General features: G+C 44.1%; 19 protein-coding genes. 10 read left to right on the plus strand and 9 right to left on the minus strand.

Annotated elements, in window-relative coordinates; genetic code table 11:
* The first annotated feature begins 52 nt into the window (after window positions 1-52).
* Window positions 53-493 (plus strand): hypothetical protein, encoded by a 441-nt coding sequence (locus AAA942_RS07385; RefSeq protein WP_338219605.1) that lies wholly within the window; start codon window positions 53-55, stop codon window positions 491-493.
* Between the two features lie 120 nt (window positions 494-613).
* Here the strand turns inward: AAA942_RS07385 and AAA942_RS07390 are convergent, their stop codons facing one another.
* A complete protein-coding gene (locus AAA942_RS07390) occupies window positions 614-2,221 on the minus strand; it encodes a tetratricopeptide repeat protein (RefSeq protein ID WP_338219606.1) in 1,608 nt (535 codons plus the stop codon).
* Between the two features lie 108 nt (window positions 2,222-2,329).
* On the opposite strand from AAA942_RS07390, the gene AAA942_RS07395 reads away from it, so the two are divergent.
* The 3 genes from AAA942_RS07395 (at window position 2,330) to AAA942_RS07405 (ending at window position 5,239) form a co-directional block, all read left to right on the plus strand.
* Window positions 2,330-3,001: a hypothetical protein gene (locus AAA942_RS07395; protein WP_338219607.1), complete on the plus strand. Its 672-nt coding sequence runs from the start codon at window positions 2,330-2,332 to the stop codon at window positions 2,999-3,001.
* A 102-nt stretch (window positions 3,002-3,103) separates the two neighbouring features.
* Complete coding sequence (locus AAA942_RS07400) at window positions 3,104-4,774, plus strand: arylsulfatase (RefSeq protein ID WP_338219608.1); 1,671 nt, start codon at window positions 3,104-3,106, stop codon at window positions 4,772-4,774.
* Between the two features lie 18 nt (window positions 4,775-4,792).
* Window positions 4,793-5,239: a YqhA family protein gene (locus tag AAA942_RS07405; protein WP_338219609.1), complete on the plus strand. Its 447-nt coding sequence runs from the start codon at window positions 4,793-4,795 to the stop codon at window positions 5,237-5,239.
* A 99-nt stretch (window positions 5,240-5,338) separates the two neighbouring features.
* Here the strand turns inward: AAA942_RS07405 and AAA942_RS07410 are convergent, their stop codons facing one another.
* Window positions 5,339-6,907 carry an L-serine ammonia-lyase, iron-sulfur-dependent, subunit alpha gene (locus AAA942_RS07410; protein WP_338219610.1) on the minus strand — a complete coding sequence of 523 codons (1,569 nt, stop codon included), beginning with the start codon at window positions 6,905-6,907 and terminating at the stop codon, window positions 5,339-5,341.
* A 117-nt stretch (window positions 6,908-7,024) separates the two neighbouring features.
* Between AAA942_RS07410 and AAA942_RS07415 the strand changes: the two genes are divergently transcribed.
* Window positions 7,025-7,870 carry an N-acetylmuramoyl-L-alanine amidase-like domain-containing protein gene (locus tag AAA942_RS07415; RefSeq protein WP_338219611.1) on the plus strand — a complete coding sequence of 282 codons (846 nt, stop codon included), beginning with the start codon at window positions 7,025-7,027 and terminating at the stop codon, window positions 7,868-7,870.
* 5 nt (window positions 7,871-7,875) lie between these two features.
* Here the strand turns inward: AAA942_RS07415 and AAA942_RS07420 are convergent, their stop codons facing one another.
* The 7 genes from AAA942_RS07420 to AAA942_RS07450 all read right to left on the minus strand — a co-directional run bounded on the left by AAA942_RS07420 (window position 7,876) and on the right by AAA942_RS07450 (window position 18,441).
* Window positions 7,876-8,415 carry an SRPBCC family protein gene (locus AAA942_RS07420; RefSeq protein ID WP_338219612.1) on the minus strand — a complete coding sequence of 180 codons (540 nt, stop codon included), beginning with the start codon at window positions 8,413-8,415 and terminating at the stop codon, window positions 7,876-7,878.
* A 125-nt stretch (window positions 8,416-8,540) separates the two neighbouring features.
* Window positions 8,541-11,249 carry a DUF4184 family protein gene (locus AAA942_RS07425; RefSeq protein ID WP_338219613.1) on the minus strand — a complete coding sequence of 903 codons (2,709 nt, stop codon included), beginning with the start codon at window positions 11,247-11,249 and terminating at the stop codon, window positions 8,541-8,543.
* A gap of 7 nt (window positions 11,250-11,256) precedes the next feature.
* A complete protein-coding gene (locus AAA942_RS07430; RefSeq protein ID WP_338219614.1) occupies window positions 11,257-11,643 on the minus strand; it encodes a response regulator in 387 nt (128 codons plus the stop codon).
* Between the two features lie 209 nt (window positions 11,644-11,852).
* Entirely contained in the window at window positions 11,853-12,347 is a 495-nt protein-coding gene (locus tag AAA942_RS07435; RefSeq protein WP_338219615.1) for a phosphoheptose isomerase, read from the minus strand.
* A gap of 1 nt (window position 12,348) precedes the next feature.
* The gene (locus AAA942_RS07440) at window positions 12,349-16,413 is read right to left on the minus strand and encodes a PAS domain S-box protein (protein WP_338219616.1); all 4,065 of its coding nucleotides are present in this window, start codon (window positions 16,411-16,413) and stop codon (window positions 12,349-12,351) included.
* The gene (locus AAA942_RS07445) at window positions 16,410-16,952 is read right to left on the minus strand and encodes a heme NO-binding domain-containing protein (protein ID WP_338219617.1); all 543 of its coding nucleotides are present in this window, start codon (window positions 16,950-16,952) and stop codon (window positions 16,410-16,412) included. The genes AAA942_RS07440 and AAA942_RS07445 overlap by 4 nt, the downstream gene beginning before the upstream one ends.
* A 136-nt stretch (window positions 16,953-17,088) precedes the next feature.
* Complete coding sequence (locus AAA942_RS07450) at window positions 17,089-18,441, minus strand: sigma-54-dependent transcriptional regulator (RefSeq protein ID WP_338219618.1); 1,353 nt, start codon at window positions 18,439-18,441, stop codon at window positions 17,089-17,091.
* Between the two features lie 180 nt (window positions 18,442-18,621).
* On the opposite strand from AAA942_RS07450, the gene AAA942_RS07455 reads away from it, so the two are divergent.
* The 5 genes from AAA942_RS07455 to AAA942_RS07475 are packed head-to-tail and all read left to right on the plus strand — an operon-like array spanning window position 18,622 to window position 25,007.
* Window positions 18,622-19,497 carry a glycosyltransferase gene (locus AAA942_RS07455; protein WP_338219619.1) on the plus strand — a complete coding sequence of 292 codons (876 nt, stop codon included), beginning with the start codon at window positions 18,622-18,624 and terminating at the stop codon, window positions 19,495-19,497.
* A 26-nt stretch (window positions 19,498-19,523) separates the two neighbouring features.
* Complete coding sequence (locus AAA942_RS07460) at window positions 19,524-20,609, plus strand: mannose-1-phosphate guanylyltransferase (protein WP_338219620.1); 1,086 nt, start codon at window positions 19,524-19,526, stop codon at window positions 20,607-20,609.
* A 38-nt stretch (window positions 20,610-20,647) separates the two neighbouring features.
* Window positions 20,648-23,638 carry a hypothetical protein gene (locus AAA942_RS07465; protein WP_338219621.1) on the plus strand — a complete coding sequence of 997 codons (2,991 nt, stop codon included), beginning with the start codon at window positions 20,648-20,650 and terminating at the stop codon, window positions 23,636-23,638.
* Window positions 23,635-24,456 carry a hypothetical protein gene (locus tag AAA942_RS07470; protein ID WP_338219622.1) on the plus strand — a complete coding sequence of 274 codons (822 nt, stop codon included), beginning with the start codon at window positions 23,635-23,637 and terminating at the stop codon, window positions 24,454-24,456. The genes AAA942_RS07465 and AAA942_RS07470 overlap by 4 nt, the downstream gene beginning before the upstream one ends.
* Window positions 24,453-25,007: a hypothetical protein gene (locus AAA942_RS07475; RefSeq protein WP_338219623.1), complete on the plus strand. Its 555-nt coding sequence runs from the start codon at window positions 24,453-24,455 to the stop codon at window positions 25,005-25,007. The genes AAA942_RS07470 and AAA942_RS07475 overlap by 4 nt, the downstream gene beginning before the upstream one ends.
* Window positions 25,008-25,010 lie beyond the last annotated feature (3 nt).

Genomic DNA, 25,010 nt, shown 5'->3' on the forward strand with positions numbered 1-25,010 from the left:
TTCCCCCAAAACCCTTATTTTTATTCTCTAATCCATCTCCCATCCTTCTGCCATGAAAAAATCACTTAGGTATATCCTTACGCTCGTCGTCACCTTTTTCGCTATTGAATCCAATTTCGCACAAACCCTGCTGGAAAAAGAAACCATTTCAGACCTCAACAAAACACCCAACTACGCCTGCGGAGTCAAAGACGAAGATGGGCTGATGAGCGCCCTGTCCCTGTTTGATACCTTCGAAGAAAATGGGGTTCAATTCGAGAATTTTGAAATCGTGGTCAAAGGACCCATTGTAAAAAAGCTAGTAAAAGGCTCGGAACTCGAAAAAGCATTTGAAAAATACCAAGGCAAAATCCGCGTGAGTATTTGCAGTGTGGCGATGAAGCGGCAGGGAGTTACCAAAGACCAGCTTTTTGCAGGATTGGAGACAGTAGAGACCTATACCATCCGGATTTTACAGCTGCAGGCTTTGGGCTATAATTCGATTTTGTATTGAGAGAAAGGCTTTAAGTGTTAAAAACCGGATAATCACCCTTCCTAAAATAAGTTGACAGATTGAGGGCAAAGTCCTACCTGAGAATATATTTTCCTGTTTTAAACCAAAAACACCTCCCGGCTAGTTTAGCGTTGGGTTTAGCCCTTCAGCAGTTGATTTTTCATCTTCAACCTTCTTCAAAGCCTTTCCCAACTCCTCCACCAAAGCCTCAGAAAGCAAAAAAGACCCCAATAGTTGCTCCAAAAGCGAATTATCAGGAACTAACTGCCTTAGCTGGGAATTAGCGGCCTGGCATGCGGAGCTTTGCTCCAGCCTACTGAGACAAGCCGTCTTTAGGATCAACTCCCAAAGGACGCTTTGCCCCTGAATCTTCTCCGCCCAATACAGGGCATCGGTGTATTCTTTTTTGTGAAAATGATAAAAACTCAATCCTGCATTGAACCACCAGGGGTAGTAAGGATTGATCTGAATAGACTCACAAAGAAGACCATACCCTCTTTCAAACTCTCCTGCAGCAATCAGGCAAAAGCCCAAACCTCCCGCTACCCCAGTGGCCTTGTAGCTGAGCCTTTCCCATTCTTCGACGACTTGGAGGCATTCTTTCTTTTTCCGCTGAAAGAGATAAGCCAAACCCAAAGTCTGATACCCATGCTGTGTCAGCCTGTCCAGACTCAGCGCCTTTTGTCCGCATCGGATACCCTCTTGGAGAGGATCTGCCTTTCCTGTGTCAAACCCATAAAAATACCCCGCTACGTAAGTTTCCCCCAAAATCGCCCAGCCCAAAGCGTAATTGGGGTCAAAGCTGACGGTATTTTTCATGATCTCGAGTCCTTTTTGTAAAGTGGCTTCGTTGACATCGTTGAGAAGGTAATAGTACCAATAGACCGCATCGTAAACTTTAATATCGACCGCATGCCGGATCGGATTGGCCTTTGCTGCTTCCCTAAAAATGATCCCATGCGTGCCTCCGATTTGGTTGACGACATGGCGCACGATATCGTCTTGAAGCGCAAATCCGCCCAATTCGGACTTTTCGCGTTCATACACATCGGACCAGATTAGCTTTTGGGAGCTACTTTGGATGAGCTGTACCCGGATTCGCACCCGGTCATTTTTTGACTGAATACTCCCTGTGACCAAAAAGGTGGCATCGAGAAGTTTGCCTGCATTTTTCAAGTCAATTTCTTGGGAAGCCATCCTTCGGGAAGAAAAGTAAGAAATCACCGAAAGCTCACTGAACATCCCCAAATCACTGCAAATCTGGTCACAAAGCCCATCCGCAAAGGCTCTGAGGCTATCATCCTCCGAATCCTGAAATGGCAACACTGCCAGCGTAGGTCTACTGATGGATGGCTTATTTTCCGATGAAAACGCGCTTTCTTTTTCCTTCAGAGAAAAAACCGGAACATATGTGCCTTTGGGAATGGAAATCAAAACCGAGTCTTCCATCCCCGGACCCGAATAGTATTCTTCCAAACCCTTTCTCAATCTTCCTGCATGGATTCGCACTGAAGCGTCCCCTTGCGGGTCATAGCCTACTTCTTTTCCCAACACTTCCGTACCGATGGTGTACTCCTTGAGGTCTTTTGATCTTCCTGCCAAAGTCTCCTCCGTGACAAACCTTAAAAATCCGGAAAGAATCTGTGAATTCTTAAATACCGGGAAGTCCAAAATCCGCTTAAGCTGGTCAAAAATATCAGAATCGGTAAAAGAAGAAAGCAAACTCATTCAACGGTTAATTAACTGGAATGACTGGTAGCTAAAGCTACAAAATAATAGTTTTACCGACCCGCAAAAAGATTTAGGTCGGATTTATATCCCGCATTTCCCTTTCCTATGAAGAAAAGTACCCTAGCTCTAGCTCTTTTTTTTCTGAGTATTGCCTTTGCGCAAGCTCAAATCGACAAGGAATCTCTTTCCCTTGAAATCTCCAGAGCAGAAGAGGAAAACAGAAACCAACTCAAAGAATATATCTGGAAGAGAAGATCGGATGTCTTCATCGAAAGCCAGCTGAAACTGACCACAATTACTGAATTCAGCTTTGATCCTCAGGGAAAATTGGTCACCAAAATCATTGAAGCAAAAACCACAGTGGAAAAAAAACCGGGACTGAGAGGAAAAGCTCAGGCAAGTGCTGCCGAAGACAAAATCGAATACATCCAAAAGGCGCTTGCTCTGTCGATGGACTATGCGATGATGAGTAAGGGTGAACTTTTGGACTTCTTTGATAAAGCTACCGTCACAGAAAAAGAAGGCTTCATAGAGGCGGTTGCCACAGGAGTTCGCATCCCGGGAGATCGCTTGCTCGTGCGGATTGATCCCGAAACCCTCCTTTTCACCTACAAAGAATTCAACAGCCTATTGGGTAATGATCGGGTGGAAGGCACGCTGAGCTACAGCTACTTCAGCAATGGAACCAGCCATTTGGAATCGACCAGCCTGAATTTGCCTGCTCAAAAAATGACCATAGAATCCGCCAATCAGGACTACACCATCCGAGTCCAATAATTACCTAGACCGATAAAAGGAAGGAAAAGGATTTATTGGTACCTTTTATTACCATGGTTTGAAAATCAACCAAAGAACCTCTTCCAAGCTAAAAAAGCACCTATGAGAAAAATATTCTTCCTACTCCTACTTGCAGCAGCCTGCGGAAATCCCAGTCCAGAAGAAACACCAAGCCCCAAGCCAAATATTCTGATTTTGGTAGCCGATGATTTGGGATTCAGCGATATCGCCCCTTTTGGAGGGAATATTCACACCCCAACCCTGGAGCGCCTGAGCCAAGAGGGCATGCTGTTTTCAAACTTTTATATCCTGCCTACCTGCTCTCCGAGCCGCTCCGCACTCCTTACAGGAAATGACAATCACGTGACCGGAATCGGAGTCATGAGCGAAGTTCGCTATCCTGCTTTGGAAGGCTTACCAGGATATACCGGTCATCTCAACGATCAGGTGGTGACTTTACCCGAAATCCTATTGGAAAACGGCTATCATACTTACATGGCAGGAAAATGGCACTTGGGAGACGAAGAGGATCAGATTCCCTCAGCCAGAGGCTTCGAGGAATCCTTTGCCCTGCTGCAGGGAGGAGGAAGCCACTATGCAGACCAAAATCCCCTTTCTCCACCCCAGGTGATGGATTACCGGGTAAACGGGTTGAAAATCCAGAATCTCCCGGCAGATTTCTATTCCACTAGAAACTATACAGACACCCTGATTCACTATATCGACAAGCACAAAGGGGACGGGAAGCCTTTCTTTATGTATGCAGCATATACGGCTCCACATGATCCACTTCATGCCCCAAAAGAATACATTGACAAATACCGGGGAAAGTTTGATTCCGGATGGGATTCTCTGCGGATTGAACGCCTTGAAAATCTTAAGGCACTTGGAATCATTCCTCAGGAAGTCAATTCCTTTGCACCGAGTGGTATCCCGGCCTGGACATCCTTGACCCCAGAGCAGCAGGCCGCTTTGGCTAAGGATATGGAAGTCTACGCAGCCATGGTCGAGTATCTGGATATGAGTATCGGCCGAATCATCGATTACCTGAAAATGGAAGGTATGTACGATAACACTCTGATCGTCTTTCTCTCAGACAATGGGGCAAACGGGGTAATGGCCACCACCTACCCGGGCAATGGAGACGGAGTTTATCTCGGAGGATTTGACAATTCACTGGAAAATCGTGGCCTTCCCAACTCCTTCATCGAAATGGGACCGGGATGGGCCCAAGCTTCTTCTTCTCCATTCCGACTGTTCAAAAGTTTTGCTTCAGAAGGAGGTATTCGCGCTCCTTTGATTGTGAAAATGCCTAACAACCAGTCTGAAAAAGGCATTTGGAACAAAAGCTTTTACCACGTAACCGACCTGATGCCCACTTTCCTGGAGCTGGCAGAAGCAAGCTATCCTCAGGAATTTAAAGGAAAAGCCGTAAGGCAGCCGATCGGTAAGTCCATGCTTCCGGTTTTGAGCGGGAAGGCACAGGAAATTCACGCTTCTGAAGAGGGAATGGGCTGGGAACTGTTTGAAAGAAAAGCCTATATCCAAGGCAAGTGGAAGGTACTGAGACTTCCTCCTCCTTTTGGTCCTGGAGAATGGCAGCTCTTTGAATTGGAAACCGATCCGGGAGAGACCACAGATCTTTCTACACAGTTTCCTGAAATTAAGGAAAAACTGATCCAAAGCTGGCAGGACTATGCCCGGAAAAATGATGTATTTGATCACAAAGGACATTACGACAGCCTGTTCAGCAGAAGTTTGGAAAGCCACTAATCAGCAAAGGACATTCGTATGACCAAAGCTTATCAATGGACCGTTTTAGTCATTTCGCTGACTATGTTTGTGAATTTTTTATTCACAGCAGGAATGGGAGTCTATAAAACGGTCCATGCTTTTTCCATTTTTTGGACAGGTGGACCTCAAGCCAAACCTGGCTTGGAAATCATCGAATCACTGGACTTGTTTTTGGTGGCTCTGGTATTTCTGATTTTGGCCTTGGGTTTCATGAAGCTTTTCTACCCGGAGTTTAGCTTTCTGAAAAGAATCCACCTATCCTGGCTGGTCATTCAGGATTTCTACCAGCTCAAACAGCTCACTTGGAATGCGATCCTGCTTACGCTTTTGATCACCTTTTGCACTCAGGTCTTGAAGTCCAACGGCGTGCTGGATTGGCCCATGCTGATTATTCCGGGAGCCGTGTTTCTCTTTTCGCTCAGTTCCAAAATGCTGAAGCACTGAGTTCAACTGAGGAAAAGATTCGATTCAAAGAATCCTTATTCAATCCATCATATCCATGGATTATCCTTCTTCTTTCGCAGGTTAAATTGTACTCAGGAATCAACAGCTTTTAAAAAACTGCTTGGTCGCCAGCTTTTGCTCGATTTCTTTGGCTGTTTTGGTGATGGATAAGCCTCCAAGATTCGTGCAGCGAAGGGTATTGGGAATGCTCTTCCCCACTACATACATCGTCTCGATTACCTCATCCAAGGGTATCAAATGGTCATAATCTGCTAAAGCCATATTGGCGCAGGATAGGGAATTGGAAGCAGCCATCACGTTTCTGTTGAGGCAGGGAGCCTCTACCCGGTTGCCGATCGGATCACAGATCATTCCCAGTGAACTCTGCAAAGCCATAGATGCTGCGGATAAACTTTGATGGAGATTGCCTCCACCCAAATAAACTAATGCCGCAGCGGCCATGGTCGCCCCAGAACCGCACTCTGCCTGACATCCGCCAACCTCGGCGGCAAAAGTGGAATGGGCCGCTATAAACACTCCGATCAATCCAGCGATCATTAAGGCCTTGAGCGTTTCTTCTTCAGAAAGTCCCAAAGAATCCGCCACGCCCAACACTGCCCCAGGCATTGCCCCACAGGAACCTGCAGTGGGTGCTGCCACAATCACTCCCATGGAACTTTTGACTTCCATGATCGCCGAGACATACATGATGATTCGATTCAGCACATCCCCGTCCATGAGTTTTTTCTGCTCCATCAGGGATTTGAATTTGACGGATTGGGGGCCCAAAATCCTGTCCTCGAAGTGAGTGCCCCTAAGTCCGGTTTCCACTGCATTTTTGAGGATTTTGCGGATTTCATCCATTTTCGCCAACACCTCATCTTCGGAAATATTTCCCCGCTGACTCTCGTAGCGCACAGCCAACTCCCACAAGGATAAGTTTTTGTCGGCATTGTACGCCAGCATTTCCTCCACTGTGATGAAAGGAACTTTGGTGTTTTTGGAAGAAAGAACGGGTAAAACAGGGCGGATCTCTTTGATTGTTTTTACTCCCTCGATTTGGGAAAGCTCCTCTTTCAGAATCGAATCCAGAGGAGCTTGGGCAGTCAGCAGGACCATGGAGGAAGTCCCATCAAGCACTTCCAAACTGTCCCAATCCCCAGCCTGATTCAGGTAGTCCAATACCTGATTGGGAAGATCGGTATAGACCAAAGTCATATATCGGTCTCCTGCCAGGGAAACCTTGGCTCCATCGATCTCGACCACTTCGATCATACCTCCACCAGTGGAAATGGCCACTACTTTATGGGATTCCCAAGGATTGGAAAGGGTGATTTGGTAAGCATTGGGATGCTTGTTTTCCAATTCTATGATTCGAATAGTGTAAGAAATCCCAGCTCCCTTAAGATGCATTTCTGAATCTACCAGACGCTCATCGTGCGCCTCCCAACCCAAAAACCCTCCAAAAAGCCCCATATCCGATCCCTGATCTTTGTGAGTGGTGGCCAAAGAGCCTTCGGGATCAAAGTCGATTTCAATATAAGATATCCTCCCTCCCATCAAATCATGACAAATCCGTGCGATCCGGAGAGATGCCGCACAGTGAGAACTAGAAGGTCCGCGCATCACAGGACCGACTACATCATTGAAAATACTGGGATAATTCATGGCTTGAGAGCAAAGGTGGTCCCTTGAATTTAGGAAAAAGGAGTTAAAAAACAGTGCTAAAAACTTTACACCAATTTTTCAAAAAGACATAACTTACCCATCAAATCGCCCCAATCCATGATTCGATCTCTTTTTGTATTCTTCTTTTTTTGTCCAATTCTACTCTCTGCCCAAACCGTTTGCTCCTTGGAAAGCCGGCAACTTTTGGACAAAGAACTGGAGAATCTCGCGAGTGAAACCACCAAAAACCAGTCAATTCAGGAATGGGTGGTAGAAATCGGGAAGGATTTTTTGGGAACCCCCTATGTGGAAAAAACACTGGAAATCCCCGGTCCGGAGCAGTTGGTCATCAACCTGCAGGGAGTGGATTGCACTACTTTTCTTGAGGCAGTGGTGACCTTGGCAAGAATGACTGAAATGCAGGATTTGAGCTTTGAGCAATTCGAGAAAGAACTAGAGAAACTCCGCTACCGATCCGGAAAGAATGAAGGCTATCCGAGCAGACTTCACTATTTCACCGAGTGGATCGTAGCCAACCAGAAAAAAGGAATCATTCAGGATATAACAGCCGAAATCGGAGGCAGCCCCTACCCCAACAGTCCTTCCTTTATGTCGGAAAATCCCCAGTTTTACCCCCAACTCAGCGAACCTGCAAACCTTGCCAAAATTCGCGAAGCGGAGACTCAGATCAGTCAATATGCTTACTCTTTTGTCCCAAAAGAAAAAATCCAATCCCTAGAAAAAGGAATTCAATCCGGTGATTTGATTGCAATCACCACCCCCATGGCCAATCTGGATGTGGTGCATGTTGGCTTTGCTGTCTGGCAAAATGGCCGGGTGCATCTGCTTCATGCCAGTTCCAAAAACAAAGAAGTAGAGATTTCCGCTCTACCTCTCCATGATTACTTGGCCGGCAATAAAGGACAATCGGGGATAATGGTTGCCAGACTTACCGGAAACTAGAAAACTTATTTTTCGAGAAGTCTCTTCAGGTTTTCCAGCCCAACGGTGAAATCATCCCCGATCATTTGCTCCATTCCCATCAGTGGAATCATCAGATTCATTGGATAGGCCATATTCCCTTCAAATCCCCAAGCCACTTCGGTCTGGTTAGGTCCCAAAGAGCTGAAGGTCATATAGGCTTTATCTTTTGCCTCAAAAGGTTCAAAAAACCTTAATTCGTAATCAATTCGCTTCATTTCCTGAATTGCGATAATTTCCTGCTCTCCATGTCCCACATCGGGGTTTTGGCTTTTCCAGCCCGAAACAAATCCTACAGTTCCATCTTCTCCTTCGTAGTAGTGCTCCATCTCAGGGTCCATTAGCTGCCACTTGCTGTATTGGTCCTGATTTTTCAGATTTTTGGTGAAGGCATAAACCTCCTCTATGGGGCGGCGAATGGTTACTTTTTCTAAGACGGTGTACTGATTGGGGACAAATAGTCCATACAGCAAAAGGCTGGCAATGGCCAAAACCAGAACTAATCCGGCGATTTTCAGGATTTTCATAGGGTGGGTTTTTTAAGTGCTAAGGAATTTAAAAAGAAAAAAAGGGAAGTCCCAACTTACCCGAAAGCGAGTGAGACTTCCCGAGGGGAAGGGTGATTAGCAACTTCTCGTCCTCTTTTACTGTCTTAAAATGTCTTTTGCACTCGGAATGTGAGGTAATGAAAGCGGTATCCTGTACCTGAAGAGGCCGCAACATCACTGAATTGACCTCTCAAACCCAAATCGAATCCTGAAACTCTATAATTGAATTCAACCTGTCCTCTGAAGGTGGAGTCCCAAGGCTGATCTTCTATTTTTTGCAATCCTGCTGCCACCTGTAGCTGAAGAGCCAACTTTGAGATCAGAGGCATTGGTGTACTGTAGTCCAAAAACAACTCGGTACTCAAAAAACGATCAGGAGCGAAGTATAGTGTGGTTTCGGAATCACTGTAGGTCAATCCTGAGAAATTCAAACCTGTCTTCAAGGTCGGCTCGGTACGTAAAACCCGATATAGAGACCCGAAAAACTGCATTCTTGTATTCTGATCATTAAGCGCTCCAAAGCTTCCTTGAGAGAAAATTCCAGTTCTACCATCCAGCATCACGTGAGCCATGTATCCTACATCCTGACTTCTGATATTTTTTCCCAAAAGATCAGCTGTAAAATTGAGAATATCTGACTGATAGAACAGGCCCACCATTCTCCGGTCATTGGGCTGATAGACTGTCTCCATCCTACTGGTCAATCCTCTGTAGGAATCCCCAGCCTGAGGAGCGATTTGCTGCAAGGTCAATTCTCCTTTGGACTCAAGAGCAGCACTCCACCTGTAGCCTATTTTTCCAGAGATAAAGGATGATTTGGTAGTCTGCCCTTCAGGAGATGAAACCTGACTTGCACCTGCCCTGAATCCAACCTGTATAGGCTGATCTTTTTCATTCTGCCAGAAAATAGACTGCTCAAGTCGGGAGTTACCTCCGATATCTTCAAAGAATCCCAGTTGAAGTCCTGCAGTCTGCAAGCTGGCTTGCTCTAGAAGCCCTTCTATTCGGGCACGCTGAGACTCACTCAGTTCGGCTCCCTTTGCTTCAACCAAGGCTTTTGCCTCTTCCCATCTTCTCTTTCCAATCAATACCTCCCCGTACTCCAGAATGTAATGGGAAACCGGGAAGACGTTGACCAAAGTATCGTAATAAGCCAAGCCGGAACGATAATCACCTGAGCTGGTAGCCAATCTTGCCTTCATCACCAAGTATTGATCCTGCTTCAAAACCTCCTTATTAGCATCCAAAAAATCCGATGCTGCACTTGTTTTGGTGTTCCAAAGCATGGCATTGAAGTGATTGACGATAGCTCCCTGATGAAGGGAATCTTGAGCCCAGGCTTCCTGAGCTACCTGGAGTGCCTTGGAAGGTTTTTTACCCATGAATAGGGCGTAGGACTTATTGATCCGAACTACAGTCAGTTCATAGTTTAGCGGTAAAAGGGCGTCATACGTCTCCACTGCTCGATCAAACTCCTTGTTTTGAAGGCAAAGGTCACCTTTGAACAAAAGGATTTGGGCATCATCGGGATTGGCAGAAAGAATCTTGTCCAACTCCAAGATTGCATCAGAAAATCTTTCCTCAGCTCTCAGCTTGGAAGCCTGCTGTATAATCGCCTCCCTTTGTGCAGGATCCATGGTATTGGCAGCCTGCATAGCCATAGTTCCGGGTACTGCTGAAAAAATAAATAGAAGAACACCCAACACTTTACTCTTAGGATTAATATATTTCTTCAAATAAGTGAGACTATGGATATAGAGATCAATAAGTTTGTTGCCGTGGGTATAGGTCAACCCGCTCTTAGAATGAATCTGAGCGGAGAGGCTAAAGGAGCTGCTACCGAAACCCTGAGGAGCCATCTGAGTGAAATTCTTGGCAGCGATTTTAGCACGGTTTACTTGGATGTCACCGCCTTGACGGATAATGACCTGGGATTCATCAACGAGGTCATTCACTTCAATTACACTTTGGCTGAAAAGGGAAAGAGATTGATTCTTCTTTACAGAAAGGGATCTGATTTCGAAAATTGGATCAATACTTCCGGTATCGATAAGTTTATCGAACTCGCAGTCACTCCCTGAGAAAACTTTTCGGAACACCCAGAAAGCCAAAGAAGAGAAAATAAGCCCATAGAGTCCTGCACCTACACACATCATAAAACCATCCCAAAAAGAAATAAACTCAGGGAAGAAATAGATCCTCGTAAAGACCGCCAATGAAGCTCCTACCAAAAGCAATGTCCAAAAAGGGAAATTGCTCTTTTCGAAAGCTACTTTAGGATAAACCGGCAACTTGATCATCTCCCGGATCACCCATACCAATCCCAAAAGGCTAAAGCCCAGTTGAAGTACATGATAAAGAGGCATGGAGGTGATTCCTAAGTGAATCATGTCGGACAAGAAAGAAAGGCGGCTTACAAGTCCTCCGTCATGATGAGTAATGGAGTCCAGGATCAAATGAGAAGCAAGACCAATAGCAATAGAAATAAGAACAATCCAAATTCTGCTTGCCTTTTTCCAATCCGTGTTTGCCAGCGCTGCAAAGGAAATTCTTTGCTGAATAAATGCCGGGCTAAACTGAAATAAGGTGGTTTTGATCAAACCTTGAAACAAGAAGAAACAAAGCAAAGCCACCGGTAAATCGAAAAGGAAAATACCTGCTGCTTTATGCCCGATATTCTCATCCAACCTCAATTTGAAATAGAATTCCAAATCAGGAACGATACTACCAAACACCAAAGCGGATACCGATAAGTTTTCAGACCGTTTGATAAATGGAACTATTGCTGCAGGATGAGAAAAGGTAAAAGGCATGGCTATTTTAGACTGTGTGGATTTTCTGGAAATTTTCTATGATATCAGCTAAGGCTTGCTCGGTAGCATTTGCCTTGAGCAAATACTCTGCAGAGCCAAATTCAATCGCACTGATGGCGACTTCCAGATCTTCCAAGGCAGTGCAGAATACTACCTCGATTCCTGGATAGTATGCTTTTACTTGCTGTAGTACATCAAGCCCGTTGGCATTACCCATCTGATAGTCCAGGAAAATCAGTCCGGGATTGAGGTGAATATGGTCTAGACAAGCTTCCCCGCTCTCGAAAGTAGAAATCTTGCTGAAGCCTAATCCCTCCAATAGTTGTTGGAGAATCGCAGTCCAAAATGGATCGTCGTCTACGATAAAGGCTCTCATGTTTTTTAAATCTCTCATGGTATGGTTTAAAGTTTATTTGTTCTTTTTCAGATGAGCCTTTTCTTTTTCCTTTTTTGCCGGATTAGAATTACTCAGCTCTGAAACATCTATTTCCATTTAGGTGCCAAAACAAAAAAGTGCCCCAGAATCCACCTGAGGCACTTTTTGAATTTTGAAATTCCAGTTATTGGAAACTTTTTCCGTTTTCTGGAAAAAGAAATTGACTACTATCTCCCAAAATCATCCTGAAGTCGAACGATATCCTCTTCATCCGAAGGGTGAGAAGCATCGGTATGCTGCCAGATTTCAGCAACCACACCCCAGTCTTCCTTTCCGATCAGACGATGCCGCTCTCCTTGTTGCAGCTTGATCTTATCCCCTTCTTTCAGATGTTTGATTTCTGATTCCTCATCCGTTAGACTGGTAGCCACTGCCACTTCCCCATCAATACATCTCCAGATTTCAGCTCTGCGAAAATGATATTGCCAGCTAAGTCTTTTTTCCGGGGCTACGAGCAATATTTTGGGACTGAGTTTTTCAGAAATTTTTAAAGCTTCGAAATCCTCTTCCTGGAAAAACTGCTTGGCAAAAGCTGGGGCTTGACTTTCCTCTATCACTAAAAATCCTCCCCAAGGCCGATTTCGGTCTTCCTTAATTACCCGGAATCCCAGCTTATCCATCAATTTTTCTGCATGGGCAAATACTTCTTCTTTTTGTCTCATGTTATTTTTCTTTTAGGTCTTGCAATACTTCATTCAGAATCTCCTCCATATGCATGATGATGAATTTCATCCGGGGAGAATCCTTCTGTCCTTCTATTTCTTTTTCGAGCTCTGATACCTCCTCCGAGATTTCCGATATTCTCATCATTTTGATTGAGGGTTTGATCCTGTGGGCAATTCTTTTGACTTGAGTAAAATCCCCGTTTTCAAAACTTACCTTCAACTGCTCCATACCTTCCTTAGCATTGGTTTGGAAGAGTTCCAGCATTTTGGATACAAAATCTTCATTACCCTTCGCTATTGCCTCCAGCTCATCCAAGCTGTAGAGTTTTCCTTTTGGTTTTGTATCTATTTTTGGTTTGACGCTTTCCTTAGCATCCAGATCAAAGATTGACCCCAGCACCCTCAAGAGATCTTTTTCCTGGAAAGGCTTTGCCAAAAAACCGTCCATTCCTTTTTTGGTATACTTTTCTTCATCACCTTTCATGGCAAAGGCTGTCAAAGCGATGATTGGTACAGTCTTTTTGAGTTCTTCCCGGATAATTTGAGTGGCTTTGACCCCATCCATAATGGGCATTTGGATATCCATAAGGATAAGATCAAAGTCTTTCTCCCTGCAAATGCCCACTGCTTCCTGCCCGTGATTTGCTGTAGTGAGCTCCATTTCGAATTGATCCAAAACTGTCGTGGCTACCAGCCTGTTGAATTCATTATCGTCTACTATCAAGATTCGTTTACCTTTGAGCTTTTCCAAATCCACGGTCAATTGGGATTCCGTTGGTATATCCTTCTCGCTTCCCTTCTGGAAGGTAAACTTAACGGTGACCTGAGTGCCAATCCCCTTTTTGGATTTGATATCAAACTCTCCCCCCATCAAATCGACCAGTTCTTTGGTAATACTCAGTCCTAGGCCTGTTCCCCCGTATTTCCTGGTGATTGTGGAGTCTTCCTGAGAGAATTTCTCAATATTTCCTTTAATAAAGGAGGTATCCATTCCTATTCCTGTATCAGATACCTGAATAGCAACTACCTGTGAATCAAACCGGTCTTCCAGCACCTTGCAAGAGATTTGTACTTTGCCTTTTTCGGTGAATTTGACCGCATTGGAAATCAAATTCAACAAAATCTGATTGATCCGATAAGGGTCTCCAATCAAAATCGGATTAAGGCTTGAATCGCAGGAGGAAATATCTAAGTTCAGGCCCTTCTCCTCGGCTTTTGAATTCATCATCTGAATTACCTTGCTGAGAATTTCTCTAGGATCAAAACCGATAGATTCCAAGGTCATTTTGCCAGCTTCCAGCTTCGAAAGATCCAAGATATCCTTAATGATCACCGTCAGGTGATTGGCAGAACTATTAATGGTAGACAAAAAGACCTTTTGCTTTTCATCCAGCTTAGTTTTGGCCATTTGCTCACTCATCCCAACGATGGCATTCATCGGAGTCCGGATTTCATGGCTCATATTGGCAAAAAATATCTCCTTGGCACGCTTGGACTTTTCGGCTTCTTCCCGCTGTCGGATCAGCTCCTCTTCAAGCCTCTTTTGTTCGGTAATATCCAGATGAATACCGATCGATCCAATCAGCTCATTCTTGTCATTATAGTTTGGAGCTCCGCTGATATACCACCAGCGGGCTTCCCCACCTGGCCTATGATATTTTAGTTCATAAGAATCAGAAATCCCTTCAATTCGGCTTTTGGATCTTTTCAGCAGTTTTTCTTTTGAGTCTTCATCCAGAAGCAGATCAGTGGCCTTGGATCCGACGAGATTTTCCAAAGAATAGCCTGACATTTCGCAGAAAGTATTGTTCGCATGCAGTACCTTCTCATTCAAATCCACCTCTAAAAGCCCCAAGTTCATGTTTGAAATAATGTTTCTGAACTTTTCTTCCTGATGAAAAAGGCGGGTTTCTGATTGCTTTCGCATCTGCACGTTGATCAGCATTTGGGCAAAAACAAAAAGCAGTTCGATTTCTTTTTGGGAATATGAATGTTTTTGATTGACTGAATCGAAGCCTACAAAACCCAAGAGTTCTTTTCGATACATCATAGGAATGGCAATGAGACTTTGTATCCCCTGAGGCTCTAAGATCTCTTTTAACTCTCCCAAGCCCTGCTGATCCAATACCGACACATCTTCCACCGAAAACGGTTCTCCTTTTTCGTGAGCTTCTACCCATTGGGGAAGGGCCTCCAAGGGCACATTTTGCGTGTTTTCCTTTTCCTCGGAAATTCCATGCTGCACCCACTCATAGGTACAGGAGCAGGTATTGGCTCCCAAATCATACTTGAAAATATAAGCCCGGTCCGCCCCCACAAATTCACCTATTCTTCTGAGGGAGTTCTGAATCTGCTGATCCACCTCATCTAGGTCCATATTGATATAGGTCGAGGATAGCTCAATCAGAATATTTTTAAGCTCTTCCTGGGCTTCAAGCAACTCCTCGGTTTTTTTCTTTTCGGTAATGTCGACCAAGATTCCATTCATCCGAATAGGAACCCCGTCTTCATAGATCAGCTTGCCTTTATTCTGGACCCATTTTATCTGCCCATCCGGGGTTTGAATCCTATATTTTTTCTCGTATTCTGATTTTTCAACTACTTCCGAAATGATTTCATTAAACACCGGAAGGTCTTCCTTATAGACTATTTTTCCCCACCAGGAATTATCCTTCATCAAGGTGTCCATATCCAATCCAAAAAGTTCTTCTGCTGATGGGGTAAAGAAAATACCGTTGAGGTCAGGATAGGTTACAGACCAAATCACATCCTTGAGTTCATTGAGCACACTTCCCAGCTTTTTGTTTACGCTGATCAGTTCTTGCTGGGCATTTTTCTGCTCTGTGATATCGGAGTGAGTGCCGATGATTTTCAGGGGTTTTCCTGATTCGTCCTTCTCGATGACGATCCCCCTATCTTTTACCCACTTAATGGTGCCATCCTGAGATTTAATCCGGTATTCGAGCTGATGGGAAGAGATCAGGCCATTCCGGTACTTCTGGTCATTTTCTCTCAATAATGGCAGATCCTCTTCCAAAACGGACTCGAACCAAAGTTTGGCAAGGTCGGTAGTGTTATCAAATTTAAATCCGAGAAAGTTGTTCTTCTTGTTTGAAAAAACTGTCTTCTCAGTGATGAAATCATGCTCCCAAACATTGTCTCCTGAGAACTCCAGTACTTTTCGGAACGTGTCCTCGAAGTCCTTGATCTTCTTATTTGAAGCCTTAGCTGCTGTTATGTTTTCAATTTGAGAGAAAAAGTGAAGAAATCTTCCTCTTGAATCCAAAATGGGTTGGCCATTGATCCGAGCGTCAAAGAAAGTGCCATCCTTGCGGTACATTTTCCCCTCTAGCTTGAAACTTTCCTTACGAAAATAGGCCTGTATCATGACCTCTATTTTGTCCTTTTCCGACATGGGCCCTTTTCCAATCTCTATAGGTGTCTTTCCTATCACCTCGGAATTGGCATAGCCTGTCTCCTTCAAAAATCCTTTATTGACATAGGTGATCCTTCCCTCCGAATCTGTGAAAAGCACCCCATCTGAACTGGCACTAGCTATATATGCAAACTTTTCAAGTTCTTGCTTTTGCCTATTGATCGTCTGAACGAGCTCTTTAAGATCATCAGTCACCAATTCCTGATTTTTGATCAAATGCAAGAGATCGATCAAAGGATCCAGTGGAGCAAAGTCTGAAATAGCGAGATCATTTTCTGCGACCTCTTCTATATTTGAAAACCACGGTGTACCTAAGAAAATCAAAAAGCCTTGGTCCTTGAAATAATCAAATTGTCCTCTGAAAAGGGCATTTTTTCCAACCTTTGCTTTAAATAGAAATGTATGATCCAAGGATTGGGTCAAGTCTTCCAAATCAAAGCCCTGGAGTTTTGGTCTCTCAAATTGGAAAATATCTTTAAAAATTTGGCCTCTGATATCGCCCAACATTTTTTCCAAACTGGGACCTATAAAAAGAATTTTCCCTAACTCATCAAACCCAAAATGAAAAGGGAACGTCCGGTTCATTTGGTTTTGACTGATGGAAATATGATTTGCCTTTGTTTTCACCAGCTTACTTTAAATGCTTCATGCTCCCTTCCGGTGCTTTTTCCAAAAATATGTTCTATTTCTACCGGCGTCTCATACATTTTGCCGATTCCGGACAACAGGCCCTTCATGAATCCCACCAGACCTTCTCTTTTGGAAAAGTAGTGGACAATCAGGCTTTTTTCAGCTTCTTCCTCGATTTTGAATTCAGGCGAGGTGAGTTTAGGATAGATCATCATAATCCGGTCATGAAAAGCCGGTAAGTTGGTCAAAAACTCCTTCATCGTACTTCCTCCTGCTTTCATAAGTCCGCCATATTTTTGAAGACTAGTCTTTAAAATCCACCACTCCCCAAACGAAAATAAGACCTCATCAACACTCACCCCCAACTCCTCAGAAGCTGCAATGGCTAGTTTATACGTGACTGAATCATCATAGGGCTCCGTACTGATGAAGTAATCGATATCTATCTGACTTCTTTCTTTGATGGTATTCCACTTTTCTTCACCATAGTTGGTGGTGATCAGGTCCTGAATGGCTTTATTGACTAGTCCGTACATGATGTTAACGCTTTATCTTTATATATTGAAAAATCGGGCCATTCCAAAAACCCTCCCCTAGAGTCTGTATTTCGACTTTTTCAACTAAATCAATACTGGTTTTTTCCAAAAACTGGAAAAAATTCCAACTTTAAGACTATCCGGTCTTGACTTCGCCCTCCTGAATCATTTTGTAAATCGTGCTTTTGCCGATGTCCAAAACTTTGGCTGTTTCCAATACGTCCCCCTGATATTTATTTAGATAATGCTGAACAATATCGCAGGTATGCTGCCGAAGTGTCTTCTGTTCCAAAAAGAGTGTTTTCTCCTTCTGAGTACTGAAGAAACTCAAGTCCTTAGCATCGATTGTCCCTTCATCAGCCATGACTGCAGCCAGCTCTACTACTGCTTTCAGCTCCCGGATATTTCCCGGAAAGGGATATTGGAGGAGTTTGTTTTTAGCCTCCTGAGAGAAGGAAATCGAGGACATTTTATTGGACTTGGCAAAGTCATCTGCAAAATGCTTTGCAAGAATCAAGACATCTGTTCCTCTATCTCTCAATGGAGGCAGTTCGATCGGTAAACCCATGACACGGAAAAACAAGTCCTCCCTGAAATTTCCGGCTTTGACTTCCTCTGCGAGATTTTTGTGTGTGGCCGTGATGATTCGCACATCTAGCTTGACCTGTTCATTTCCTCCCACTCGGGTCAATTCCCTTTCTTGCAAAACCCGAAGAAGCTTGGACTGTAGATTAAGATCCATTTCGGCGATTTCATCCAAAAAGATGGTACCGCCCACCGCCTCTTCAAACTTTCCGATTTTTCTGGAAACAGCTCCGGTAAAGGCCCCTTTCTCATATCCGAAAAGCTCACTTTCGATCAGATCTTTGGGAATAGCAGCCATATTGACCGCAACAAAGCTTTTCTTCTTCCGCTCGCTATTGTAATGAATGGCTTTTGCTACAACCTCTTTTCCAGTCCCTGTCTCACCAGTAATGGACACATTGATATTCGTCTTGATTGCCTTTTCGATCAAGCCAAATACTTTGGTCAGTGCAGAACTCTTTCCGATAATAGTTTTTTCGAAGGAAAACTTCTGCCCCAGCTCTTCCTTGAGCACTTCCACTTCCTTCTTTAGAGATTGGTTTTCACGGATCTTGATGACCGAATTCCAAAGCAAGTCTTTCGTAGCTTCATCCTTGACTAGGTAATCACTTACTCCGGCCTTTAGCAATCCCACCGCCACCGAGATATCTTCCTGAGAACTGATTACCACCACCGGTATTGCAGGATCAAAGGCATTGATTTTTTGAAACAATTTGTCCCCCGAAATATCAGGTAAGGAAAAATCAACGGTCACCATGTCCGGTTTCTCATGAAGCCGAGACAGACATTCTTTACCCGTTTCGAAAAGCTTGACTTCATAATCAGGATTCAAACTCAGGTGATATTGAAGAATCTGCCCGTACCAAGGATCATCCTCAACTATGAATATTTTGAACTGTGCCATAGCTATCTTTTGATTCTACGGAAGATAGGAAATCTATTTAAATCCTGTTCATAAAATGGAATTTTTTCCAATATCTGGAAAATAATTTTTTCTTAAAATTTGCAAACAATTGATTTTCAATAATTTAAAAATTTGGAAATGCTTTTGAATAAAAGTTGGCACACCGAAATCGAAACAGTCATGATCACAACCGAAACCAAAAACGCTCTTCAACTCAATCAGCTATTGAAAGATGCTTTGAAGTACCAGCCGGAGATTCAGCATCAATACGCCATCGTAGTTCCTTGCTACAATGAAGAGCAGCGTTTTGCTTACCAGCAGTTTAAATCCTTCGCTCTTGCACATCCAGAGGTTCTACTTTGCCTTGTCAATGACGGAAGCAAAGACAGAACGCTGGCGGTATTGAGAGGTTTACAAACAGAATCTCCATCCAATGTCTGCGTGCTGAATATGGCAAAAAACGGAGGAAAGGCAGAGGCGGTGCGATATGGAATGCTGTTCGTTCATAAAAATTTCGATTCCAAGCTGATTGGATTTCTGGATGCAGATCTGGCTACCGTACCGGAAGAATGGCTTCAAATGGCCAAGTTCAAAGAAGCTCATCCAAAATTCGGTGCTGTAGTCGGAAGTAGGATCCAGCGATTGGGTGCAGCCATCAACCGAGACGATAGCCGTTCATTTGCCAGCAAGATGATCAAGAAAATCATCAAGACCATATTGAAAGCAAACTTTCAGGACACCCAATGCGGGGCAAAAATATTTCAGAGAAATCTGGTTCCCTTCCTCTTCAAGACTCCTTTCCAGACCCCTTGGCTGTTTGATGTGGAGATTTTTCTGAGACTTCAGGAAAAATTCGGTAAGACCACACTTCAGCGCGGAGTATTGGAGTACCCTCTTTTGCAATGGACCGAAGTTGGTGATTCTAGACTGAAGCTCAAAGACACCATCAGAATCCCTCTTCAGCTTCTGGGCCTATATTATCAGTACCATGTCAAATCAAAGCCACAAAAAATTTACACCAGCAAAACCAAAAAAATCTCAGTTCAATCCATTTGATCCATCAATCTTAAAAAAATACACCCATGAAAAATCAAAATCATTACGTCGCAATAATGGCCGGAGGAGTAGGAAGCAGATTCTGGCCCATGAGTAAGTCCAGCTATCCAAAGCAATTTTTGGACATTTTGAATACCGGACGAACGCTGATTCAGTCAACCTACGATCGATTCGCTGATTTCATTCCAGAAGAAAACATCTATGTGGTCACTTCCAGAGAATACATGGAAATCGTGAAGCAGCAGCTTCCAAACCTGCCCGCAGAAAACATCCTGGGCGAACCGGAAAGAAAGAATACCGCAGCCTGCGTGGCCTACATTTCTTTCAAATTGAAAAAGATGAATCCAAAGGCAAATCTGATTGTAGCTCCGAGTGACCATTTGATCGGAGACTTGGATTTGTTTGAGGAAACCTGCCTGAAAGCTCTGGACTACACCGAATCTCACGAGGCTTTTGTCACCTTGGGAATTCAGCCCAATCACCCCAATACTGGATATGGCTATATCCAAAAAAGCCTAGAGAGTAAGCAGGAAGGAATTTTTCAGGTAAAGAGATTTACAGAAAAGCCAGATCGGGAAACAGCAAAAAAATTCTTAAAGTCAGGAGATTATTTCTGGAATTCGGGAATTTTCATCTGGAGAGCAGAGGAAATTGTCCATGCATTCTGGGAGCACGTGAAGCATATCTACGATTTATTTGAAGAAGCTCTTCCGGCTTTGAATACTCCAGAAGAGGATGCAGCCATCGAGAAGGCCTATGCAGAATGCAGATCGATCTCTATTGACTATGCCGTGATGGAAAAAGCAGAGAACGTGTTTGTGATTCCTTCCTATTTTCAGTGGAATGACTTAGGGACTTGGAATAGTGCCTGGGAAAACTTCTCCAAAGATGAATCCCTCAATGCATCCAATAGCAAAAGCACCATCCTAGTGGATAGTAAGGGCTGCTTAGTTCATAGCAACGAAGATAAACTCATGGTAATCGGAGGTCTGGAGGATCTTATCGTGGTCAATACTCGGGAGGCTTTGTTGATCTGCAAAAAAGAGAACGAGCAGCAAATCAAAGAATATGTTGCCCGAGTGAAAGAAGTCAAAGGAGAACTTTATATTTAAAGAAATCCAGCTTCTCTAATTTGAAAAATCAGGAAACGATGCTATGGGAAGATTTTATAGGGAAAAGGCTGCTCTTGGTAGCCCTTTCCCTTGGTTTATTGACCCATGGCATCATTGTTTATTTCACACTGCCCCAGACCTACGATGCCTTCGTGCATATCTTTTTTGCGGATCATTATTCCCGATTTTGGTTTGAGCCCTGGGAATACCGTTGGTACACGGGATTTCTCACGATCAGCTACCCCCCGCTTGTTCATCAAGCCGTAGCCCTTCTCGGCAAGCTTTTCCCATTCAAAGTTGCCTTCGCCATTTATGCCATCATCGTCTATGAGGCATTAATTATTGGAGTCTACCGATTTACCAAAATGTTTTATGACAAGAGAACAGCTGGGGTTGCCGCCATACTTGCTGTAATTCTGAGCTCATTGGTAGAGACCCTTCATGTCTACGGACAAGTCCCCACTCTGACAGGCTTGGCTCTTCTGCTCAACTCGATTCCTTTTCTTTACCAATACCTGAAAAGTTCAGATTCGAGGTATTTGGTCCTTTCTCTGTCATTTATTGCTGTAGTGGTCAGTTCTCATCATGTCACTGCGATATTTGGGATGGTCTTTTTCATCGCACCTGCCATGCTGATGGCCTTAGTCGATTGGAAGGAAGACTTGGCCGAAGAGAGTCTATTCAAAAAATTTGTTCCCCGGCTTTTAATGGCTGCTTGGGAAAAGAAAGTTGAAATCTTACTCTTCGGCATCATTGCAATTATTTTGGCCGTGGGATTGATTTTCCCTTATTGGTATTGGAGTAAAACTGACCCGATCAGTCAAGTATCTATTCCCCATGGTTCACGGGATAATTTTTTGGAAGTGACCAGCTCAGGACTGGTATTTTATATCATCCCTCTGCTGTTGATCTTGGCTCTACTGCCAGCCATTACCTTTTTGATTACCCGCCATAAAAGACACTTGGGCTGGGCGGTTTCTTTTTTCCTATGCCTGCTATTCGGTAGCGGAGGCACTACCCCACTTCCCAAGCTGATGCTGGGGGAAAATGCCTTCAATATCCTGACCTTAGACAGATTTGGATTTTGGGCTTCGATCATTGCCATCCCTTACATCAGTCACTTTCTGGTATCCTTCCTGTCAGGTCCGATCCGACAATATTGGATAGGCAGGTTTGGAGAAACTTCCCACTTCCTACTTTCCGGATTGAGTGGCTTCTCTTACCTGCTCTTTATCATTTACATTTTTCATTTAGCCAGTTTTCGCCCTCTGCAGCCAAGAGAAGTGAAAATCGAACCCATTCTCAATTTCCTAAACCGGGACGATCACATGCGTTGGCGCTACCTGACTTTGGGTTTTGGAGATCAGATGGCCTGGCTTAGTGCCAATACATTGGCAGCTACCATCGATGGAAATTACCACTCAGCCAGAAGGCTTCCTGAAATGACTTCCCGAGCAGTGGAGCGACTGGAAAATGCCAAATATCTTTTTGAAGAAGGCATGGCCAGCTTGACAGATTTCCTGACCGATTCAGAAAAATACCAGCTGAAGTATGTATTCAGCAATGATCAATACTACGACCCGCTTTTGTTTTATACGGGTTGGAATCGAACTATCCGCTTGGAAAATGGAATCATGGTATGGGAAAAAGGAAACATATCTACAATCCAGCCTATTCAACCCAAAGACATTCACCCCATCCTGAAAAAGGCCTGGGGAATCCTACCCTTCACCACAGTGGCAGTAGCTCTTTTGCTGACCTTCCTTTACCTCTTTCATTTCAAAAAATCTCAGACTGAAATGATTTCTCCTGAGATAGTGGAGCGATACCCTAAGCCGGTGATTTTCCTCTCCGCTTGGATGCCTTTTTTGATTTTCTCCGGCTTTTTGACCTATCTAATCTATGAAATGCTGCTTGTCGATCAGCGAAAAGACCCGGAATCAACCATCTATGCCTTCTACGATCATTTGGACTTTCAGCGATTTGAGGAAGCTTTTTCCTATTTCAAATCCGGTCCGGATTATAGTCTGGATCAATATTTATTGGAAAAATCGGTGAAGGACGGAGGACTCCTTCCCTCCTATGCCAAACTCAACCAACTGGAAATAGACACTTTGGAGCTAGGCGAGGACCGAATCAAATACCAAGTCAATACCACCTGGAGAACCTCCTTGGGGCCGAGGTATTTGGAGGAGGAATTTGTGCTGGAGAAGAACGGGAGTCACTGGTTCATCCTTCCTCCCAAACTGGAATTGGAAATTCCTAAAAATCAGGTGATTTCCTATGATTACACCCTGTTTAAGAAAATGGGTAAAAGGGTCATTTCCGCTTTTCCGACTGTAAAAGACGATCGTATCAAAAAGCCCTTTGCGGCATTTTTTCAAGCCAATCTGGTAGAAAGAGACGGATTGACTTCTATCACCGGAGAACTTATCAACGCAGACAACAACCCCATCACCCTTGCACTTAAAGCTGAAGTAACTTTTAAAAACGATAGTCTGGCGATCTTTTATCCAGAGCGAAAAATGCATTACAACCTTGCCCCAAAAGCCACGACATTTTTCGAAATTCCCTTGGCTAAGGATTCCACCCAAGTATATCCTATCCAAAGCATTACGCTGAAAGCAGAAACGGACGTGACTGAAAGAGGCTATATCCGGGGAATCCGGACAGGATTTGAAATCAAAGAAGAAAACCCCAATTCCTACCTACTCGAAATAGAAATGGAAAATCCGCTGACTACCGAGATCACTATTCCGGGGGTATTGATTGCTGAGCGGGATAGTCTGGGAAGAATCATCCAAGTGGAATTGGAAACACACCCTCGGTCGATCCGCAGTGGATTGGGCACAAGCTTCCGAGTGGACCTGGAGAAAAAGGCCCTAGAGAGTGTGGTAGTAGAGGATATCCCGATTTTCCTCCAGATCAATGGGCAGGAGCGAAGCCTCGTCCTCAAAAGCTGGAATACTGAACAAAAAATACAGCTTTTGCCTCACTGCTTTATATCACCTGAAATCTATCTGCAATGAAAAAGACCCTATCCCTACTCATGATGGTTTGGTTTTTTTCCTGCCAATCGCCCGAAGTCAATCAGCCTACTTGGATCAATCCTATTCAAGAATGGAGGGAATCGGATGGAATATTGAAGTTTAAAGTTCAGCCCGGAGACTGGTCAGTCCTCATTCAGACGAGTTCTCAGCCTATCTTGGCAGATTATCAAGTAGAAGAAGGCGAACTGAGGATTGCCTATCCCAAAAACCGTTCTTTTGTAGTAGGACAGGCTTATATCGTTTTGGAATTGGAAGAAAAATCCTTTGCTTTTCCGGTAATCCTCAATCCCGAACTCGGAAATGGGAAATTGGAAGACATTCGCAGCCCAAAAACCCTGAACACGGACAGCAGTCTTGTGCAGCAGCAAATGCGCTATTCCTTTGGGAAAGGGGGTAACCTTGTTCCTTTGGAAAGTGGGGAGCTTTTCGAAGAGAGGTATATTAGTCAGAGCGATAAAGTCGGAACTTTTGCTGGGGAGTCTGATACCCAACTATCCAGCTTTTACATCACTGCCGGTACACCCGAGTCCATCCCGATGACCATTCAGTTTGATGAAATTCAAAACGAATTCACCGTCCTGGCAGGCCCCTTGAGGGACGCCTTTCAGAATCAGATTTCCAATGGAACCTTACTCACTTTTACCATTCGGAATTCCGGTAAAACCTGGATTATCGAAGAAGTGGCAAGAGAGGGATTTGTAAGAGTTCGTTGTTCGGCAGAGCGCTTTGAAGGGGCTAGTGTTCACGCAAATGTGGCCCAGGTTTTTTCTGAAACTTTAATCCTCAAGAAGCCATGACACGATACATTTTTATCTCCTTTTTTGTGCTCGTCGGCATCTTGTTGTTTTCCTTGGCAAGCTTGCAAAAAGTCAAACCCGAACCACCCTATTTCCTTCGATTTGATGAGAGGGCATTTAATCATCAGACTCAAATGAACCTGAGAGTGGAATCCAGTGTGGAGCCCACCGATGATCAGTTGAGAACTCTGGAAAAAGATCTAGTAGCGATTTGGGCGCACCTGAACTACATCTATGAAAGCAATGATCTCAAACCCGGAAAGGACAGATTTACCGAACGGTTTTATCAAAGCCTGTCGGAAGCCTATCCCGGTCAGCTTTCTGGAGCGGTCAAAAGACAAGACATCAGCCACCTGGTGATAATTAAGAATTGGTCCCGCGATGGATTGGCTTGTCAGCTAATCGATTCTTCAGCAGTAATTCAGTACCACCTCCCCTCGGGAGACAGCATTCAAACTCAGGCCTCAATCGCCATGGCCCTGTATTTTCAGGGAGACAATTGGCGCTTGGATGCCTTAAAAATCATCAATGAAAAACCATTAAATCCTTAACAT

This window comes from Algoriphagus sp. oki45 (assembly GCF_036245605.1).
In the GTDB taxonomy this organism is placed as follows: domain Bacteria; phylum Bacteroidota; class Bacteroidia; order Cytophagales; family Cyclobacteriaceae; genus Algoriphagus.